Annotated in this window: 13 protein-coding genes; all 13 read right to left on the bottom strand. The window is 77.1% G+C overall.

Going from position 1 to position 15,665, the window contains the following annotated elements; all coding sequences use genetic code 11:
• Nucleotides 1–3 precede the first annotated feature (3 nt).
• The 13 genes from A2CP1_RS07515 to A2CP1_RS07455 all read right to left on the bottom strand — a co-directional run bounded on the left by A2CP1_RS07515 (nucleotide 4) and on the right by A2CP1_RS07455 (nucleotide 15,637).
• Nucleotides 4–2,190: a glycosyltransferase gene (locus A2CP1_RS07515; protein WP_012632780.1), complete on the bottom strand. Its 2,187-nt coding sequence runs from the start codon at nucleotides 2,188–2,190 to the stop codon at nucleotides 4–6.
• Nucleotides 2,172–3,614 carry a hypothetical protein gene (locus A2CP1_RS07510; protein ID WP_012632779.1) on the bottom strand — a complete coding sequence of 481 codons (1,443 nt, stop codon included), beginning with the start codon at nucleotides 3,612–3,614 and terminating at the stop codon, nucleotides 2,172–2,174. Before A2CP1_RS07510 ends, A2CP1_RS07515 begins: the two co-directional genes overlap by 19 nt.
• 11 nt (nucleotides 3,615–3,625) lie before the next feature.
• Nucleotides 3,626–4,390, bottom strand: a complete 765-nt coding sequence (locus A2CP1_RS07505; protein WP_012525450.1) for an ABC transporter ATP-binding protein — start codon at nucleotides 4,388–4,390, stop codon at nucleotides 3,626–3,628.
• Nucleotide 4,391: 1 nt separating this feature from the next.
• A complete protein-coding gene (locus A2CP1_RS07500) occupies nucleotides 4,392–5,243 on the bottom strand; it encodes an ABC transporter permease (protein WP_012632778.1) in 852 nt (283 codons plus the stop codon).
• 69 nt (nucleotides 5,244–5,312) lie between these two features.
• Entirely contained in the window at nucleotides 5,313–6,695 is a 1,383-nt protein-coding gene (locus A2CP1_RS07495) for an O-antigen ligase family protein (protein ID WP_150106330.1), read from the bottom strand.
• A 69-nt stretch (nucleotides 6,696–6,764) separates the two neighbouring features.
• Nucleotides 6,765–7,847 carry an LptF/LptG family permease gene (locus A2CP1_RS07490; RefSeq protein WP_012632776.1) on the bottom strand — a complete coding sequence of 361 codons (1,083 nt, stop codon included), beginning with the start codon at nucleotides 7,845–7,847 and terminating at the stop codon, nucleotides 6,765–6,767.
• Nucleotides 7,844–8,959: an LptF/LptG family permease gene (locus tag A2CP1_RS07485; RefSeq protein ID WP_012632775.1), complete on the bottom strand. Its 1,116-nt coding sequence runs from the start codon at nucleotides 8,957–8,959 to the stop codon at nucleotides 7,844–7,846. Before A2CP1_RS07485 ends, A2CP1_RS07490 begins: the two co-directional genes overlap by 4 nt.
• A gap of 8 nt (nucleotides 8,960–8,967) precedes the next feature.
• Nucleotides 8,968–9,480, bottom strand: coding sequence for a 5-(carboxyamino)imidazole ribonucleotide mutase (purE, locus tag A2CP1_RS07480; RefSeq protein ID WP_012632774.1), 513 nt, complete (start codon nucleotides 9,478–9,480; stop codon nucleotides 8,968–8,970).
• Nucleotides 9,477–10,739: a phosphoribosylamine--glycine ligase gene (gene purD, locus A2CP1_RS07475; RefSeq protein WP_012632773.1), complete on the bottom strand. Its 1,263-nt coding sequence runs from the start codon at nucleotides 10,737–10,739 to the stop codon at nucleotides 9,477–9,479. Before purD ends, purE begins: the two co-directional genes overlap by 4 nt.
• Nucleotides 10,740–10,888: 149 nt before the next feature.
• On the bottom strand, nucleotides 10,889–12,463 hold the full coding sequence (gene purH, locus A2CP1_RS07470; RefSeq protein ID WP_012632772.1) for a bifunctional phosphoribosylaminoimidazolecarboxamide formyltransferase/IMP cyclohydrolase: 1,575 nt from the start codon (nucleotides 12,461–12,463) through the stop codon (nucleotides 10,889–10,891).
• Between the two features lie 131 nt (nucleotides 12,464–12,594).
• Nucleotides 12,595–13,164 carry a sigma factor-like helix-turn-helix DNA-binding protein gene (locus tag A2CP1_RS07465; RefSeq protein WP_012632771.1) on the bottom strand — a complete coding sequence of 190 codons (570 nt, stop codon included), beginning with the start codon at nucleotides 13,162–13,164 and terminating at the stop codon, nucleotides 12,595–12,597.
• Nucleotides 13,165–13,244: 80 nt separating this feature from the next.
• Nucleotides 13,245–13,751: a MerR family transcriptional regulator gene (locus A2CP1_RS07460; RefSeq protein ID WP_012632770.1), complete on the bottom strand. Its 507-nt coding sequence runs from the start codon at nucleotides 13,749–13,751 to the stop codon at nucleotides 13,245–13,247.
• A 239-nt stretch (nucleotides 13,752–13,990) separates the two neighbouring features.
• A complete protein-coding gene (locus A2CP1_RS07455) occupies nucleotides 13,991–15,637 on the bottom strand; it encodes a serine/threonine-protein kinase (RefSeq protein ID WP_012632769.1) in 1,647 nt (548 codons plus the stop codon).
• Nucleotides 15,638–15,665: the final 28 nt, after the last annotated feature.

Here is a 15,665-nt window from a genome sequence, read left to right as displayed (position 1 = left end):
GGCTCAGCCGGCCCCGAGCGCCCGCAGGATCTGCTCCGCGCGCCCGGCCCAGGTGTTGGCGGCGACCGCCCGCTCGCGCAGCGCGCGGTGCGCCGGGTCGTCCCGCCGGCCGACGGCGGCCCGCAGCGCCGCCGCGAACGCGTCCGGCCCGTCTGCGACCGCGACCGCCGGCTCGCCCAGGCACGCGTCGATCGGCGTCGAGACCACCGGCGCGCCGGCCGCGAGGTACTCGTGGAGCTTCACCGGCGAGGCGGCGCGGGTCACCTCGTCCAGCACGAACGGGATCATCGCGGCGTCCAGGCGGCAGGCGTACCCGGCCAGCGCCCCGTGCGGCTTCTCTCCCAGCACGTGCACGTTGGGCCGCGGCGCGAGCCGGGCGAGCGCGCCGCCGTAGTCGGCCCCGAGCAGCACGAACGAGAGGTCCGGTGCGCCCGCGGTCACCGCGTTCAGGAGGGCCCAGTCCACCCAGGGCGCGAACGCGCCCATGTACCCGACCACCGGCCGCCCCCCGGCGAGCACCGCGGCGAGGTCCGCCGGGACCGGCGCGCCGGGCGCCGCCGCGAAGTCCTCGGGCGCCACCGCGTTCGGCACGAGCAGCACGCCGTCGCGCAGCGGGCGCAGGCCGTCCGCGAGCCGGGGGGCGGTGGCGAGCACCAGCTCCGCCTCCCGCGCCAGCGCGGCGCGGTCCGCCTCCATCGCCGGCCCGTGCAGCGGATCGAGCGAGGCGTGGTCCACGCAGTCGTAGACCAGGCGCGGCCGCCGCAGGAGCGCCGCGTGAACGCGCTGCTGCGGCCACATCAGCCAGAGCACCGGCCGCTCCAGGTCGCCGGCCAGGCGCAGGTCGGACGCGAGGAACAGCCCGGGCTCGAGCTCGCGCAGCCCGTCCACGTCGTCGCGGGCCGGATCCGGGGTGCAGAACACCACCGCGCAACCGCGCCGCGCGAGCGCCCGGGCGAGCTGCTGCGGCCGCTGCCGCAGGAACGTCCAGGGGAGGAGCGGCGGGAACACCACCGACGCGGGCGCGCCGCGGGCGCGCGCGGCGAGCGCGCGGAGCGCGTCCCCGGAGCGCGAGCGCCGCGGCCCCGGGATCGTGGCGCGCTCCGCCAGCGCCCGCACGTGGGCGCGGTAGGGCGGGTCGGCCGACGGCGGCGGCGGCGGGAGCCCGGCCGCGAGCGCGCGGGCGGCCGCGGCGCCGTCGCGGAGCGGGTCGGGCGCGCCCAGCGCATCGGCGGCGGCCGCGGCGCAGGACCGATCGTCCTCGGCGTCACCGGAGCGCCACCGCGCCCGGGCGCCCCGCAGCGAGCCGCGCAGCGCGCCCGCGGGCGCGCGCCGGAGCGCGCCGAGCAGCCGGCCCGCCGCGTAGCCGCGCGGCGCGCGGGCCTGCTCGAGCGCCGCGGCGAGCGCGCCGGCCTCGCGCGAGAGCCACCCCTCGGCCCGGGCCAGCGCCGCCGCGAGCGCGTCGCGCTCCGCCCGCCAGGCGTCCCGCTCCGCCGCGAGCGCCCGGCCCACCGCGGCCAGCGCCGCCGCGCGCGCGGCGAGCGCCGCCACCGCCGGCGCCGGGCGCGCCGGCAGGTCCGGGGCCCCGCGGCGCGCGTACACCGCCAGCGCCTGCGCGCCGGGCCAGCGCGACCCGGGCCGCGCCGACACGTCCTCTGCCCGGAGGTCCCAGAGATCGAAGCCCGCCACCTCGGCGGGGAAGCTCTCCCACTCGAACGTGGCCTCGTGCTCGGGGATGCGCTCCCGCTCCTCGAACGGCACGAGCAGGACCGCCCAGCGCCGGACCCGCCCCAGCGCCGCCGCCAGCACGCCCCACGGGTCGCGGAAGTGCTCCAGCGTGTTGGAGGTGAACAGCGCGTCCACCTCGCCGGGCGGCGCGCCGTCGGCCCGCTCGAACGCGAGGCCGGGGTGGCGGCGCCGCGCGACGGCGACGGCCGCGCCGGACACGTCCGCGCCCGCCACCGGCACGCCGAGCCCGGCCGCCAGCGTGGCGGTCCCCTCCCCCTCGCCGCAGCCGAGGTCACAGATCGTCGCCCGGCGCGCGCGCAGGTCGTCCACCACCTCCGGCGCGAGGAGCGACAGCGCCACCTCGGCGAAGAACCGCGCCTGGGCCGGGCCGCCGTGGGCGTCCCAGTCGCCGGTGGCGAAGCGCGCCTCCCAGTACGCGGCAGAGTTCACGGCGTGGGCGGCCATGGCCCCTCCTCCCCGCTCCGGCCGGTCCGGGCCGCCGCGAGCAGCAGCGCCGCGAGCGGCACCAGGAACGCGACCCGCGACTGGTAGCGGCCGTTCGGCGAGGAGAGCGCCCCGCACACCGCCGCGTTCACCACCACGCCCGCGAGCAGCACCGCCGCGAGCGCCCGCGCGTCCGCGCCGCGCCGGTCGCGCGGCCGTCGCAGGAGCAGCGCCGCCGCGACGAGCGCGCCGAGCACGACCGAGGCGCGCTCGGCCCGCTCCAGGCCGGAGAGGTCGAGCGTCCCGCGCCGCTGCCGGCCCGCGTCGTAGGCGGCGAGCTGCCCCGGGAAGCTCCGCGCCAGCATCTCGTGCGACCAGCCGCCGGCCGCCTCCGCCGAGTCCACCCAGCGCAGGTCGAAGCGCACCAGCTGCTCGGCGCCGCCGCGCGCCGCGTCCACCGCGTGCCGCGCGAGCCAGCGCGGCTCGGAGAGCGACGCGCGCACGATGCTCCGGCACTCCGCGATGCCCGCCGGCGAGAAGCCGCCGATCCGGTAGAACGGGCTGTCGGGCCGCCACACGAACTGGTCGATGTCGTGCGGCACCCGGGCGCGCCACCGGCACAGGCGCCACCCGGCGGCGGGGCAGCGCGCCGCCAGCACGTCGTGCAGGAGGCCGGTCTCGGCCATGCGGCCGGCCAGGAACACCGGGGAGGCCGGGACGAGCACCAGGCCGGCGCCGAGGTGGCGGTTCAGCAGGGCGAGCCCGGCCGCGCCGGCGGCGATGGCGAGCGCCGCCACCGCGACCCGGCCGGCCCGGGCCAGGCGCCCGGGCGCCCGCCGAAGGGCGACGACCAGCGCGCCCGCGCACACCAGCGCGCCGATGGGCAGGAGCGAGGCGTGCGACGCGACCGCGAGCGCCAGCACCGCCCAGGCGCCGGCGCGGGTCGCAGGGCCGGCGCGCTCGCCGAGCAGGAGCGCCAGCGCGAGCAGCGCGCCCGGCGCGAGCACGTCCGGCAGCAGGTGGCCGGCGGTGACGCCGGCGCTGGTGAGCGCCGCGAGCCCGAGCGCGGCCAGGGCGGCCCAGGCGCCCGGCCGCGGGGCGCCGGCGGCGCGGAACGCGGCGCGGAGGAGCGCCGCGAGCAGCAGCGCCTGCGCCGCCACCACCAGCCACGGCCAGCGATCCAGCGCCACCGCGCGCGCCACCAGGCCGTAGACGATGGGCCGGTCGGGGTTGGGCTGGAGCACCCGCGCCGACTCCAGATACGTGCCGGTGTCGGAGTAGACCAGCGGGAAGCCGTTGTGGAGCGCGACCGCGGAGAGCGCGGCGCCCGCCAGCGCCAGCCCGGCCGCGGCCGCGGCGACCAGCGCCGCGCCGCGGCCGAGCGCCACCCCCGCGCGCCGCGCGCGCTCGGCCCCGCCCGCCACCGCGAGCACCGCCTCGCCCACGCGCCCTCCGCTCAGCCGGTCCGCGCCACCGGCGGCGGCGTGAAGCCCTGCAGCTCCCGGTAGCGCCGGATGGCGTCGGCCGGCGCGCCGTCGTGGCACACGCCGCCCCGGTGGAGGAGCAGCACCCGCCGGCACACCTCCGCCACCTGGTCCATCTGGTGCGAGACGAGGAACAGCGTGGTCCCGCCGGCGAGCAGCGCGCGGATCCGCTCCAGGCAGCGCGCCTGGAAGCGCTCGTCGCCCACCGCCAGGACCTCGTCCACCACCAGGATCTCCGGCTCGACGTCCACCGCGATGGCGAACCCGAGCCGCGCGTACATGCCGGAGCTGTAATTCTTCACCGGCACGTCCTCGAAGCCCTCCAGCTCGGCGAACGCGAAGATCCGCTCCAGCCGCCGGGCCATGTCGCGCCGGGCCCGGCCCATCAGCGCGCCGTTCAGGAACACGTTGTCCCGGCCGGACAGCTCGGGGTCGAACCCGGCGGCGAGCTCGATGATGGGCGCCACCCGACCCTCCACCCGCACCCGGCCCTCGGTCGGGCGCAGCACGCCGGCCGCGAGCTTGAGGAGCGTGCTCTTCCCCGAGCCGTTCGCGCCCACCAGCCCGACCGCCTCGCCGGGACGCACCTCGAAGCTCACGCCGCGCAGCGCCCACAGCTCGTCCGCCTCGCGCAGGTGCCGGAAGCCGCCCAGCACCGCCTCCTTGAGCGAGCGCACCCGCTCCCGGTGCAGGCGGTAGCACATCCCCACGTCCTCGAAGGTGATGGTCCCGGTCATGTCAGAGATGGTGGATGTGGCCGTGCTCGCAGCGGGTGAACACCGCGCCCCCGACCGCGAGCGAGACGAGGGCGGCCAGCAGCGCGAACGCGACGGTGGAGGCGGCCGGGCTGCGACCCTCGTACACGCTCTCCTGGAAGAGCCGCACGATGGGCGCCGCGGGGTTCGCGGCGAGCACGGCGCGCAGGGCGGGCACCGGGAGCTGCTCGAGGAAGCTCGCCGGGTAGAACACCGGCGTCACGTAGAACCAGACCTGGAACAGGAGCTCCACCAGGTGGCGCAGGTCGCGGAAGAACACCGTCGCCGACGAGAGCAGCAGCGCCAGCCCGGCGGTGAAGCCGGCCGCGCAGGCGAGCGCGAGCGGGAGCCAGGCCCAGCTCGCGCCGGGCGGCCGGCCGGTGGCGAGCGCGAGGAGCGCCAGCGCCGGGATCGAGAGCAGCGCGTCGGCGAGCTTCGAGCCCACCACCGCGAGCGGGTACACCGCCTGCGGCACCGCCACCTTCCGGATGAGGGACTGGTTGCCGACGAGCGCGGTGGCCGCCCCGGTGGTCCCGACCGCGAGCAGCGACCACGGGAGCAGGCCGCACAGGACGAACAGCGGGTAGTCCGGGACGCCGATCCGCAGGATGGTCGAGAACACCAGGGTGTAGACGACCATCTGGAGCAGCGGGTTGAGCAGCGTCCAGACCATCCCGAGGACGCTGCGCTTGTAGCGGACCTTCAGGTCGCGCAGCACCAGCAGCGCGAGCAGCTCGCGGAAGCGCCAGACGTCGGCGGCGGCGCCCGCCAGCGCGGGCGCGTCCGGGGGCGCGGGGGTCCGGGTCGATCCGGCGGAGGGAGAGAGCGCGGTCACGTCGAGGGAACGTAGGCGTCGATCGCTCGCCCGGGCACCCGCCTGCCCCGCGCGGTCGCGCGCCCCGGCTCAGGACACCGCCCGCAGGACGGGCCGCGCGCGGGACGCCCCGGCGGAGCGCGGGTGCGCCAGCACCGCGGCCGCCGCGAGCAGGAACCCGTTCGCGTAGAGCGGCTCCATCGCCCACAGGACGTCGTGCACCAGCGCGTTCACCGTGAGTGCGGCGAGCGCGGCCAGGGCGCCGGCCGCGGCGGCGCGGGCCAGCGGGTCGCCGGCGCGGCGGGCGCGCAGGAACGCGCGCACGAGCAGCGCCATCCAGGCGAGCACCGCGCCCGCCAGGAGCGGGCCGCCCTCCGCCCAGGCCGAGAGCGGCGTGTCGTGGCACCACGAGCGCACCGGGGTGTCGGCGCTGTACGTCTCGTAGTAGGGCCGGCCCACCTGGGGGAGCGCCTTGTAGCCGACCCCGGTGAGCGGGTGGTCGGCGATCACCGCACGGCAGGCGCGCCAGATGGCGGAGCGGTCGGCGTTGCTCTCGGCGGAGAAGGCCCGCCCCAGCCGGACGCGCAGGTCGGGCACGGCGCAGCCGGCCGCCACCGACACCGCGACGGTGAGCGGCAGCGCCACCCGCCGGACTCGCCGTCCCGCCGAGAGCGCCAGCGCCACCGCGGCCACGGCCAGGCCGGCCCAGGCCGCGCGCGAGGTGGTGAGCACCACCGCCCAGGCGGCGCCCCCCGCGCCGAGCGCCAGCGCGACCCGGGTCCGCCGGCGCAGCGGCGCGAGCAGCGCGAGCCCCCCCGCCAGCGCGGCGAGCGGCGTCAGCGAGAGCGCCAGCCGCGTGTACCAGCTGAAGAAACCGACCGCCCCGTAGCGCCCGGTGGGCACGTCGAGCGGGCCGACCCCGGTGTAGAGCTTCGCGCGGAGCGGCGCGTCGCGCAGGCCGAGCGCGTGGAGCAGGTCGAAGCCGGTCCGGTGCTGCGCCCAGGCGATCGAGGCCGGCAGGAGCGTCGCCACCGCCCAGGCGACCACCAGCGCGAGCGCCCGCCGCCGCGGCGCCTCGGGATCCTCGCCGGCGTCGCCGCGCTCGATCGCGAGCAGGAACACGAGCGGCAGCGCCAGCCCCCGGGCGTAGAGCACGTGATCCATGCGGGCCGCCCCCGCGCCCGCCAGCGCCGCGATCGCGATCGACGCCAGCGCCGCGCCCAGCAGCACCAGGGTCGCGAGCGCCACCTGCGCGCCCGGCGCCGGGACCGGCGGCCCGCGACCCCCGGCGACGCGCCAGAGGAGGAGCGCGCCCAGCGCCACCCCGGCGCCGATCTGCATCCCGGCGATCGAGACCGGGAGCGAGACGGCGGTCAGCGCGGCGCCGGCCCACGCCAGGCGCACCAGCACCGCGCGGGCCGCGTCGGCCCGCCCTCGCTCCACCTGCACGACCGCCGCTTCCGCCTGGGGCACTCGGGCGCAAGGTGGGGCGCCGGGCGGCCGGGCGCGAGCGGGGTGTTGGGGGCGGGGGCGCCGGGCGGGTCAGCGCGCCCGGTGCACCGCGATCGCGCCGAGGGCGAGGAACACCACGTTGGGCGCCCAGGAGGCGATCCAGGGCGCGACGCGCCCGGACAGGCCGAGCGCCGAGCTCACGCCCTGCATGCCCCAGAACAGGAGCGTCACGCCCACCGCCTCGAGGAGCGCCGCGGCGAGGTGCCCCTTCCGGTCGCGCCGCAGCGCGAGCGCCAGCGCCAGCAGCGCGCCGGGGATGCCGGCCAGCGGGTACGCGAGCCGGTCGTAGCGCTCGAGCTGGAACTCGGTCACCGGCTGGCCCAGCCGCTTGCGGATCCCGATCTGCCGGATGAGCGTGTTCCAGCGCATCTGGTCGGGCTTGCCGGCGATCACGGCGAACGCGTCGGGCGGCTCGTCGAACGCGTACCGCTTCCGGTCCGCCCGCTCCAGCCCCATCGACCCGTCCTGCCGGAACGTCCGGTCCTCGACGTCCTCCAGGATCCAGGCGCGGCCGTCGGGGTGCATCCGGGCGGCGTCGATCCGCCGCGCCAGCGTGAACCCCTCGCCCAGCTCGTACACGGTGACGCGCTCGAAGCCGCCGTCGGGCAGGTTGCCGCGCAGGTGGTACACGCGCTTGCCGTCCATGCCGCGGAACCAGCGCTTCGGCTCGCGCGCCGCGAGGAACCGGCGCAGGTTGCCGCCGCGCGCGAAGCGGTGCGCGGTGATCTCCTCGGCGCGCTCCGCCGCCTGCACGCCCACCAGGTCGTTCAGCACCACCAGGACGCCGCCGGCGAGCAGCGTCACCGCCAGCACCGGCACCGCCAGCCGCCAGGGGCCGAGCCCCACCGCGCGCATGGCGGTGTACTCGCGGGTCTGGCGGAACATGGAGGTGGCGATGCCCGCGCCCAGGATCAGCGCGGCCGGCGCGACCATGTAGACCACGCCGGCGGCCTTGTAGGCGTAGAGCTGCAGCACCGCCGGCAGCCAGCCGGCGCCGGTGTACGCGGACGCGTTGTCCACGAAGTCCACCGCCAGGTAGATGCCGACCACGCCGGTCAGCGCCACCAGGAACGCGCCGAGCATGCGGCGCGCGACGTAGCGGAACAGGATCACCGCACCGCCTCGGGCCCGCGCCGCGCCATCAGCAGGACGAGCCCGATCCCCGCCGCGCCCAGCACCAGGTTCGGGAGCTGCAGCGCGAACGCGGCCGGGAGGTGGCCGAGCTGGGTGAGCACCTCGCCGCCGCGCAGCAGCAGGTAGTGCACCACCACCAGCAGGAAGGTGGCGCCCATGCCGAACGCGCGGCCGCCGCGGCGCTCCGCGCCGAGCGGGACGCCGAGCAGCGCGAACGCGACGACCACCAGCGGCGCGGAGAGCTTCCGGTGCAGGTAGCCCTCCTGCCGGCGCGCCTCCACCACGTCCCCCTTCTCGCGCGCCGCGGCGGCGCGGGCGCGCAGGTCGGACACGGTGGCCTCGCGGCTCGACTTCGCGAGCACGTTGCGATCGCTGAGCGCGGTGCCCAGCCCCACGAGGATCTCGGCCTTGCCGAACGCGGCCGAGGCGTAGTCGGCGGTGCCGACCTCCTCGCGGTGCACCTCGCCCTGCTCCAGCACGAGCCGCATGTCCTGGCCCGCGCCGACCGGCTCCAGGCGGCCGCGGTGCGAGAGCGCCAGCATGGGCGCGTCGGGGTTGGAGCGGTCCTGGATGAGCACGTTCTCCCAGCGGCCACCGCGCGCCCGCTCGGCGTAGATGGTGTAGCCGGGGATCTGGTCGTAGAAGGTGCCGCCGCGGACGTCGTTCGTGACGTTGCGCTTCACCACCTCGTTCAGGCGCAGGCGCGCGGCCCGGATGCTGGCGGGCTCGACCGAGAGCGAGAGCCAGGCGCCCAGCGCCGCCACCACCAGGCCGAGCAGCAGCGGCACGCGCACCAGGCGCACCGGGGAGAGCCCCGCCGCCCCGAGCGCCACCACCTCGCGGTCCTCCGCCAGGCGCCCGACGCCGAGCACCACGCCCAGCAGGAACGCCACCGGGATGACGTACCCGAGCAGGTGCGGCATGAGGGACAGCATCACCAGCCCGACGTCCACGAGCGACACGCCCGAGCCGAACAGGACGTCGGCCTGCCCCAGGATCTGCGTGGCGAGCAGGATCTGGGTCAGGAACAGCAGGGCCGCGGCGAACGGGAGCAGGATCTCCCGTGCCAGGTAGCGATCGATCAGGCCCACGCGCCCGGCTATCCCTTCGAGCCCAGCCTGGCCTGGAGCGCGGCGTCCTTCGCCTCGACCTCCTCGGCCATCTTGCGGCGCTGCGCGCGCACGCGGTCCGCCACCTCGGGATCGACGCGGGCCACGATGCGCGCGGCCAGCAGGCCGGCGTTGCGGGCGCCGGCCTTGCCGATGGCGAGCGTGCCCACCGGCACGCCCGCCGGCATCTGGGCGGTGGAGAGCAGCGCGTCGAGGCCCTTCAGGTCGCTCGCCGCGAGCGGGACCCCCAGCACCGGCAGCTCGGTCTCGGCGGCGCAGACGCCGGCGAGGTGCGCGGCCGAGCCGGCCCCGCAGATGATCACCTGGATGCCGCGCCCGGCCGCCTCGCGCGCCAGCTTGCCGGTGCGCTCCGGCGTGCGGTGGGCGGAGGAGACGTGGACCTCGGTCGCGACGCCCAGGTCCTCCAGCGCCTTCCTCGCCTCCGACATCGCCTCCCAGTCCGAGTCGGAGCCCATCAGGATCAGCACCTTGGGTTCGCTCATGGCTTCTTGCCGATGTCCTTTCGGTACTGCATGCCGCGGAAGCGGATCCGGCCGGCGGCGGCGTAGGCCCGCGCCGCGGCGTCGTCGAGATCGCGGCCCAGCGCGCACACCGTCAGCACGCGCCCGCCGCTCGTCACCACCCGGCCGGCCGCGTCCGCGGCGGTGCCGGCGTGGAACACCTGCACGCCCTCGTCGAACGGGCCGTCCAGCCCGTCGATGGCGTCCCCGCGCGCCACGTCGCCCGGGTAGCCCTCGGCCGCGAGCACCACGCCCACGGCGGCGCGGGGGTCGAACGCGATCTCGGCGGCGGAGAGGTCGCCGCGCGCCGACGCGAGCAGCGCCGGCACCACGTCGCTCGCCATGCGGAGCAGGATGGGCTGGGTCTCGGGGTCGCCAAGGCGCGCGTTGAACTCGAGCACCCGCGGGCCCCGCGGGGTGAGCATCAGGCCGGCGTAGAGCGCGCCGCGGAACGGGCGGCCGCGCCGGGCCAGCTCCCGCACCGCCGGGAGCAGCACGTCGCGCTCGACCATCCCGGCCACCGCCGGGGTGACGTTCGGCGTGGGCGAGAACGCGCCCATGCCGCCGGTGTTGGGCCCGCGGTCGCCGTCGAAGATGCGCTTGTGGTCCTGCGCGGCCGCGAGCAGCCGGACCCGCTCGCCGTCGGTGAAGCAGATGCAGCTCGCCTCCGGTCCCTCCAGCCGCTCCTCCACCACCACCCGGGCGCCGGCGCCGCCGTGCACCCGGTCCACCAGCATGGCGCGGAGCGCGGCCTCCGCCTCGGCGGCGTCGCCGCACACCACCACGCCCTTGCCGGCCGCGAGGCCGTCGGCCTTCACCACCACCCGGCCGTCGCGGGCCCTGGCCCACGCGACCGCGGGCGCGACGTCCTCGAACGTCTCGTACTCCGCCGTCGGGATCCCGGCCGCCCGCATCACGTCCTTCGCGAACGCCTTCGAGCCCTCGATCTCGGCCGCGGCGGCGGCCGGCCCGAACGCCGGGACCCCGGCCTCCTGGAGGCGGTCCACCAGGCCCGCCACGAGCGGCGCCTCGGGCCCCACGACCACCAGGTCGATGGCGTTCTGCCGCACCCACGCCACGAGGCCGGCCACGTCGGTCGCGGCGAGCGGGACGAGCGTGGCGACGCGCGCGATGCCCGGGTTTCCGGGCGCGGCGAAGAGGGCCCGCACCAGCGGGCTCCTCGAGATCTTCCAGGCGAGCGCGTGCTCGCGGCCACCCGATCCGACGACGAGGACTCGCATGAGAACCCGGGCTTATACCACGGGCCGCCGCGCCGGAAGGGCCGCGGGAGGCGTGCAGGGAGGGGGCCCCGCGCGGCGGGGGCGCAGGCGCCGCGGGCCTCCCCGGCCCGGGCCGGCGCGCGGCCGCGCCCGGAAAGGCGCCCCGGCGGTCAGTGCCGGAAGTGCCGCATGCCGGTCGCGACCATGGCGATGCCGGCCTTGTCGGCCGCGGCGATCACCTCGGCGTCGCGCATCGAGCCGCCGGGCTGGATGATGGCGGTGGCGCCGGCCTTGATGATCTCCTCGACGCCGTCGGCGAACGGGAAGAACGCGTCGGAGCCCACCGAGGAGCCGCGGACGTCGAGCGCCGCCTTCATCACCGCGGTCTTCACCGACTCCACCCGGCTGGTCTGGCCGCCGCCGATCGCCACGGTCCGGTCGTCCTTCGCGAACACGATGGCGTTCGACTTCACGTGCTTCACGACCTTCCACGCGAACAGCAGGTCCTTCCACTCCTGCTCGGTGGGCGCGCGCTTCGTCATCACCTTGCAGTCGTCGCGGCGGACCGAGCCGAGGTCGCGGTCCATCACCAGCAGGCCGCCGGGGATGGAGCGGAGCTCGCGCCCCTCCTCGGGGCGCCGGCGCCAGGTGGCGCGCGCGGCGCCGAGCCGCGGGGCCTCGAGCAGGCGGAGGTTCTTCTTCACCGCGAGCGCGGCGCGGGCGGCGGCGTCGTAGCCGGGCGCGATCACGCACTCCAGGAACAGGCTGGTGAGCTCCGAGGCGGTGGCCTCGTCCACGGGCCGGTTCAGCGCCACGATGCCGCCGAACGCCGAGACCGGATCGCACTCGCGGGCGCGCGCGAACGCCTCGCCCGCCGTGCGGCCGGTGGAGACGCCGCACGGCGTGTTGTGCTTGATGATCACGCAGGCGGTCTCGTCGAACTCCATCACGCCGGCGAGCGCGGCCTGCAGGTCGAGCAGGTTGTTGTAGCTGAGCTCCTTGCCCTGCAGCACGTCGGCGAACGCGACCGAGGGCTCCTCCGGCTCGCGGGCCGCGCGGTAGAACGCGCCGGCCTGGTGCGGGTTCTCGCCGTACCGGAGATCGTACGCCTTCGTGTAGACGGCGGCGAGCGTGGCCGGGAAGTGCGCCGGCGCGGCCTCGGGGGCCTCGCGCGCGGTGAGGTACTCGGAGATGGCGGCGTCGTACGCGGCCGTGTGCGCGAACGCCTTCTTCATGAGGTAGAAGCGCGTCGCGGCGGACAGCGTGCGCGTCGCCTCCAGCTCCGCCGCCACCTTCTCGTAGTCGGCCGGGTCCACCACCACGCCCACGTGCGCGGAGTTCTTGGCGGCGCTCCGGACCATGGTCGGCCCGCCGATGTCGATCTCCTCGACGCAGGTCTCGAACGGCTTGCCGGCCGCGACCGCCTCGCGGAACGGGTACAGGTTCACCACCACGAGGTCGATGGGCGGGATGTCCCGCGCCTTCACGTCGGCCTCGTCGGAGGCGAGGCCGCGGCGATAGAGGATGCCGCCGTGCACGCGCGGGTGGAGCGTCTTCACGCGGCCACCCAGGATCTCCGGGGCCTGCGTGTAGTCGCCCACGCCGACCACCGGGACGCCGGCCTCGGCGAGCGCCTTCTGCGTGCCGCCGGTGGAGAGCAGCTCCACGCCGAGGGCGGCGAGCCGCCTGGCGAAAGGAACGAGACCGGTCTTGTCGGAGACCGAGACGAGCGCGCGGCGAGTCATGTCGGGCTTCCTCCGTGGGAGGGCGCCCTTGTAACGCTCGCGGCGACACCTTTCAAGGGCGTGGGTGCCCGACGCCCCGCCGCCCCTTCGGCCAGCTCAGGGTCGGTGGGGCGATGGGCAGCCCCGCTCGATCAGGCCTCGTCCTCGGCGGCGAGGTCCGCAGCGGTCCGCGGCTCGTCCTCGGCGATGGCGCGCAGCTTGAGCAGCCCGCGCGTCTCGACCTGGCGGATGCGCTCGCGGGTGAGGTTCATGATCGACCCCACCTCCTCGAGCGTGATCCCGCCGCGATCGGCCACGTCGAGCGCGCAGGTCTCGCCGAGCTCCCACACCTCGCGGTCGGGGAAGTTCAGCTTGATGGACCCGGTGGACGGGTTCACGTCCAGGTAGAGGTGGTGCTTGCAGGAGATGAACATGCAGGGCCGCGGCCCGTTGGCGCACTCGGCCCGGGATCGCGGGCGGCGCGCCTCCATCTCCTTCATCACCTCGTCCAGCTCGGGGTCGACCAGGCCGAACGCCCGCTGGCGCCGCAGCTCGCGCGCGATCTCCTTGCGCGACATGGTCTTCGAGCGCCGCCGCCCGCGCTGTCCCTCCCCCGCGTCCGGGCCCTCCCCCACGTCCTGACCCGCCGCCGTCTCCTCCGCGTCCGGCTCCAGCCCCTGCCGCTCCGGCGCGGGCTCCGCGCTGCGCTTCGCCTCGCTCATCCCCTGCCCTCCCTCTCCACCTGCGGCACCCCGGAGGGCACCGGCCACCATCCACCTCGGGCACCACCCAGCCGCTGCCGCTAGCCGGCCCGGACCGTCTCGTCCGCACCCACCGTCGCGACCGCGCCACCCACCCGCTCGATCCGCCCGAGCGCCCGCTTCAGCTGGCGCTCGGCCTGCACGAGCTCGTCCTCGAACCGCTTCCGGCGCGGGTGCGCCCGCGCCTTCTCCGCCAGCTCCGTCAGCAGCGCGTGGAGCCCCTGCTCCACGTCCTCGAGCCGGTTCCGCACCGTCACGAAGCTGCCGCGGATGTCCTCGACCGTGTAGCCCTCCGCCATCATCCGCTTGATGAGCGCGATGCGCCGGACCACCGACACCGGGTAGAGCCCGGTGGAGCCGGTGTGCTTGCCCTTGCGGCCCACCCGCCGGCTCCGGGGCAGCAGCCCCAGCTGCACGTACTTCCGGAAGGTCGCCGCCGACAGGCGGGCGCCTCGCGACTCGAACAGCCGGACCACCTCACCGCTCGTGATCCCGCCGGCGCGCTCCCGCTCGAGGCGGGTGATCTCGTCGTTGCGGAGGAAATCCACTCGATCGATTCGCTTGAGAGTTGAACACTGAAAACTTGATTTCGAGGCTAAGCCATTGAATGGCGAACGTCAATGGACGAAGGCGCGCACGGGCGGGGCGTGGAGGTGCGCGGCGGCCTGCGCCGCGCCTGCGGCACGGCCGATCACCCGGGGCGGGCGGAGCGGGGATCGCGGCGTGCGGCGTGCGACGGGCGCGCCCCGCGGTCGCGGGACGTGGCCGGGCGCCGCGTGGAGCGGCGCTACCGGAGCGTCAGGTTGGCGTGCCGATCGGTCCGGCGGCCCGGCGCGATCTCGACGATCAGCTCGCGCGCGCCGTACCGGGGATGGCTCACCCGGACCCGGTGCGGCCCCGGCGCGAGCGACCGCGTCACCGGAGTCTCGCCCACGCCCTGCCCGTCCACCTGGACGTACGCCCACGGCGTCGCGGTGACGTGGAGCACGCCGGGGCGCGCCGGCTCTCCGGGCGCGGCCGTGGGCGCCGCCGGCGCGGCGACCGCGGGCGACGTCCGTGCGGTCTGCGCCGGGTCCGCCGGCGCGGGCCCGGGCGCGGGGGCCGGCGCGCGCGCGACCGCGGCCGGAGGCGTCGCGGCCCCGGGCGCGGGCGCATCGACCATGGGTGAATCGCCCCGTGCGCCGGGGGCCGCCGTGCCGCCGGCGTGGGCCGCCGGTCTCCACCGGAGCGCCGCCGCGCCGGCGCCGGCGATCGCCGCCGCCGAGGCGATGGCGAGCGCGGTCCGGAGCCGGCCGCGGGAACGGCGCGCCGGCGGGGGCGGCGCGATGCGGGTGCGGGTCGGCGCGGTGGCGTCGCCGGCCGGGGCGCCGGCCGCGGCCTCGGCCGCGAGCGCCGCCTGCGCCTCCGGATCGGCCGCGGCGCCCGCCCCGTCGCCGGTGCCGCCCGCGGGCGGCTCCGCCGCGAGCGGCACCGGCTGGACGCGGGTGGGCTGCGAGGCCGGGCCCACCGGCGCCGCCGTGCCGTCCGGCCAGAGCCGGTGCATGAGGGCGCGGAGATCCCAGTCCTCCGGCGCGCGCGCGAGGCGCAGGAGCACGCGCGAGAGCGCGGTGGCGAGGTCGCCCGCGGAGGCGGTCCGGCGCGCCGGGTCGTGCTCCAGCGCGGCCAGCACCAGCGCGTCGAGCTCGGGGGGCACCTCGTCGTTCCACGCCGAGGGCGGCGGCGGCGCCACGCCCTCCAGCACCGCCGCGAGCGTCGCCGCCTCGCTGTCGCGCGCGAAGAGCCTGCGCCCCGCGCACAGCTCCCAGAGCACCACGCCGAGCGCGAACACGTCGGCGCGCGCGTCCAGCGGCGCGCCGCGCGCCTGCTCCGGCGCCATGTACGCGAGCTTGCCCTTCACGGTGCCGGGATCGGTGAGCCCGCCCTGGCTCATGGCGCGGGCGATGCCGAAGTCGGCGAGCTTCACCTCGCCCTCGAACGACACGAGCACGTTGTGGGGCGAGACGTCGCGGTGGACCAGCCCGAGCGGCCGCCCGCCGTCGGCGAGCCGGTGCGCGTAGGAGAGCCCCCTCGCGACCTCGGCGCACGCGTGGACCGCGCGGGCCAGCCCGAGGCGGACGCCCGCCTCGCGCGCGCGCTCCACCACCTGGCCGAGGTGGCGCCCGCGCACCAGCTCCATCGCGATGTAGTAGCGGCCGTCCACCTGGTCGAACTCGAAGACCTGGACGACGTTCGCGTGCGTGAGGCGCGACGCGAGGCGCGCCTCCTCGATGAACATCCGGACGAAGTCGCTGCGCGCGCCGTGCTCGCCGCGGACGCGCTTCAGCGCGACCTCCTTCACCACCCCGGCCGCGCCCGCCACCTCGGCGCGCCAGACGTCGGCCATGCCGCCCGACGCGAGCAGCTCCACCAGCCGGTACTTTCCGAACGTCCTCACCGGGCGTGATTGTACCCGGCCGTCACTC

The organism is Anaeromyxobacter dehalogenans 2CP-1, from assembly GCF_000022145.1.
Taxonomy (GTDB): Bacteria; Myxococcota; Myxococcia; order Myxococcales; family Anaeromyxobacteraceae; genus Anaeromyxobacter; species Anaeromyxobacter dehalogenans.
Note: the sequence above shows the minus strand (reverse complement) of the source record. Positions and strands in the feature narration are given on the sequence as shown.

Bases quoted from the DNA above. Each gene is read 5' to 3' on its own strand.
- purD (WP_012632773.1), bottom strand. From the start codon at position 10,739: ATGCGAGTCCTCGTCGTCGGATCGGGTGGCCGCGAGCACGCGCTCGCC.
- purE (WP_012632774.1), bottom strand. From the start codon at position 9,480: ATGAGCGAACCCAAGGTGCTGATCCTGATGGGCTCCGACTCGGACTGG.
- purH (WP_012632772.1), bottom strand. From the start codon at position 12,463: ATGACTCGCCGCGCGCTCGTCTCGGTCTCCGACAAGACCGGTCTCGTT.
- A2CP1_RS07465 (WP_012632771.1), bottom strand. From the start codon at position 13,164: ATGAGCGAGGCGAAGCGCAGCGCGGAGCCCGCGCCGGAGCGGCAGGGG.
- A2CP1_RS07515 (WP_012632780.1), bottom strand. From the start codon at position 2,190: ATGGCCGCCCACGCCGTGAACTCTGCCGCGTACTGGGAGGCGCGCTTC.
- A2CP1_RS07505 (WP_012525450.1), bottom strand. From the start codon at position 4,390: ATGACCGGGACCATCACCTTCGAGGACGTGGGGATGTGCTACCGCCTG.